Below are 3,600 nucleotides of genomic sequence, written 5' to 3'. Positions count from 1 at the left end.
AAAACCATTCATATGTTTGATGACCTTATCCGAAGATTCAGTCTTTTCAAATTGGGCAACGCCCGCGAATTGAAGTTTCAAGGCTTGTGCTGCTCCGGCTTTGAAGGCTCCCGCTTTGTCAAAGCTTTCAATAACAGAAGTCAGACCGGTTGCGCTTAAGCTGCTTGGCAAAATATTGGTGTCTGTAACGCTCTGCTTGGAGTCAGTCTCTGAAGTAGCCGTGAAAGTAAGGTTAGCCGGAGCTGTCTTGCCCTTCGGAATGTTGACGTATACCGGTACATCGACGGTTTTACCAGGTTCCACAGCTATTACGTTGTGATCAAGTTGAACTCTCCAATCAGCACCTGCGGTAGCGTTAATACGAATAAGATCCTTTGTTTCGCCGGTATTTGTGACATTATAATGGTAAACCGCCACTTTGCCAGGAACGGCAGGTTGTACGGCTCCATCGCTTACATTTACTCCGCGCTTAAAGCTGCCTGCGCCATCTGTGTTACGGACGGCAACCTGATAATGAAGTGCACCTTCAGCATCTTTGTAATTTCCTAAAATGTAGAAATGAAGTTTATTGTACGGATCAACGTACTCACTGACAACAGTGTCATTGCCGACTGAACCATCGAATTTCCCACTGACCAAAGTTGACCCATTCCCTGAATGGAATAAAGCGTCGGCAAGCTGTCGCTCATCCCCTTTGGAAAACATAGCTGTTGTGCCATCAGGTCTTTTGAAATCAGGCAGATTAATATCTTCCGGATGGGAATCAACTACCCAAATGAACGGGGCACTCTCCGCATTTTTCGTTTTGGAAATCAATACACCGGAATCGGATTGGAAGGAGTCTGAACCGACACGATCCACTACTTCAATGGTGTAGTTATTGTACAATGCTCTTGAAGGCATATCGTTACGCCAGTCACCTGTAAGGTAATTGGTTGGTGTTAAATCTTTCATGCTGATGTTGATACCGTGAAGACCAGTGCGACCAAACTTGCTTCCGACGGGCACCTCACGGGAGATAATATCCGCAAACAACGGCCCGGAGTTCTTTATATTATCACGGTCAATCTGAATGATTTCATCATTGGATAGGAATCCCTGTTTCAACTTATTTCGCAATGTATGTTCCGCCGGTGAAGACCCACCCTGGGTGGCAGGAATAAAATAACGCGTATGCGGGCCGCCTGGTCCATTGAAACTTCCGCTGGCCATTAATTCCCAATTCCCCGCATAAGACCGTACCGGTGGGTCACCAAATGGGTTGTTATAATTATCACCAAGAGTTTGTAGATGGCCGAATTCGTGGGCAAATGTAGCCAAACCATTACTTTCGCCTTGAATAGAAACACGAATCGATTTGCCGTTGATCTTTGCACTGGATGCTGCAGACCAAATCGTTTTGGCTGCAAAATAGGAAGTCCATGGTACATAACGAGTTTTTGCCCAGTTTGGCAAGGTTTCAAATCCAGGTAAATCCCTCGGAGGTCCAAATTCGTCAGGTATTGAATCAGGATTTAGAAACATCATTTCACCGAATTCCTGCCATACGGCTGATTCGGCATAACCCGCATGAAGAATGAACGCAAAGTCATATTCAACCCCAGATGCGTTAAGGTCGGCCATGGCCGCATTTATTCCATCCTGAAAAAGGTTTCCGCTTGGATAGTTCTTTGGCAATGTACCAGGGTTCATGCTGTCAAGTCCGTACTGAAATTCGTTTTTGCTCAATTGGTATGGACCAAAAGCATCAAGGGTAACACCCCATTTTCCGTAGGAGTTCTCCTTCCAAACACTATCCATCGTTTGATAGTTGTTTAGGGCGCTTGGCTTGGTGAGATAGTCCTTAAAAAACTCAGGAACTTCCTCTCGGGGAATAGATCCGACGCCTCTAGGGTTCCCGGCCGGATCGGAACCCTCGGGTTGGCTAAGGATAAACCCTTGATCAGGAAAATCTACTACTATTAATGCTCCCCTTATTGGCTTCTCAGCTTTGATATCCGAGGTGAGCCAGTTGATTCCCGGAATCGGTCTATAGTCATTCGCTGTCATATTATCTGAAAGCATCCATGACTGTGGATCCACATGTTCGGGCATTTTATCCAGCCCTGGATCCGCTGCAAAAGCGGATGTTGATGACATCGCAAGCAATATCGTGGTCGATAATGCGGCAAACTTAATTCTCAACTTCAAAGTAATTTTCCTCCCTTTTTGAAAATAACCTACTTGCTTATGTAGGTTTTTGTTTTCGAATTCCCCCTGATGATTACGTTATGTCGTCATTTCAGCATCGTTATTAGCCCCTTTATCGCCTCTTTTCACTTCCTTTTACGGCTTAATGCCTTACCCGGGTTTATCACCCCCCTCAAAGCCATAGACCATATAGTCATAAATCGGGCAACACCTACAAAAAATGCCAACACCTTCATGAAATCTACCATTTTGGTAAGCTTGTCAATTTGCAAATAAAAGAATCTTCTATTGGAATTTTCCCATGCGCATAAATATGATGATGTCTTTATAAAATATTTAATAGATTCTTTTAAACCTTAGTTTTAATTTTAAGCATTGCTTAGTGAAAGTTTTGCCGGTTATTGTCATTAAAAAAAAATTTTAATTGACAAAACCCTACATACAACTTGTTTAATAGTTAGGAATCGACGTATTTAACGGTTACCTTTCAAAGTATTTGTCAATTGTTCATGGATTTTGACCTGTTTTGTAGAGATATTTTTGGTATAAAAAAACTTGTCGATGCCTTTAATGATCAAGTCCATGTAGAGCCTGACAATAATTTATGCCCCGGGATATTGGCATGCAATGGAATAGTTAGAGCAGTCGATGGAAACTGAATGTGAAATGGTCCATAATTTGGTTCAAAGTTAATACTTCAAATATAAATGCTAGTTTAAGAATGTCCAAAAATGGTTGTCTAAAAATGTAGAGTTGGAGGATTAAAGACATAATATTACGCGTGTTGATTCAAAATTTGGCAGATTGATCCTTTGGAGTTCTTTATATTTATTTAAACCGAATGCCATTTCCAAGCACCAGTCAATCAGCAACAATACGTAGTTCCTTTCCATAATCATTTTTAAAAATGCCTCCTTGGATCTTTCCTTAAAAGGGAAAAAAGAGAATGGGTTCCAGTTCGAAGCGATGCATCGCTTCGTAACTGAACCCACTCCCCTGTCCGGTTTATACTCTTTTGAAAATAAGACATAGGATTTTTTTGCAAAATTACTGTAAATGGTGAATAGCCTTACATTTTCACCTAAGAAAAATGATCCAAAAAACCAATATTACCATAAATGTCAATTGACGGAATCCTTTAGCCTAATGATACCGATTTGAGTAAAAATTTGAACGTGGAATTCAGACACCACACAGCTTGGCCAATTTCCATCAAATCGTTATTAACATCATTAACTATGTAATTGGTGTAAAGTTCGGTGATAATCATACCAACTACTAATGCCTAGAATTAGCACAATGATCCTCACTCCATCAATACCTGAAACCCCTAAATCATTGGCATCAATTCCACCATATGACTATTTTCGTCATACCAACCAGTCAGTAATGACCGGACATTTTAGGGGA

General features: G+C 41.5%; 1 protein-coding gene. It reads right to left on the bottom strand.

Going from position 1 to position 3,600, the window contains the following annotated elements:
• The coding region (locus tag BSO02S_RS25815; RefSeq protein ID WP_235847015.1) for a FixG Ig-like domain-containing protein at window positions 1-2,190 on the bottom strand (2,190 nt) is incomplete at its 3' end.
• Between the last annotated feature and the right edge of the window lie 1,410 nt (window positions 2,191-3,600).

This window comes from Neobacillus soli NBRC 102451 (assembly GCF_001591665.1).
GTDB lineage: Bacteria > Bacillota > Bacilli > Bacillales > Cytobacillaceae > Neobacillus > Neobacillus soli.
This window is presented reverse-complemented; position numbering and strand designations above follow the sequence as displayed.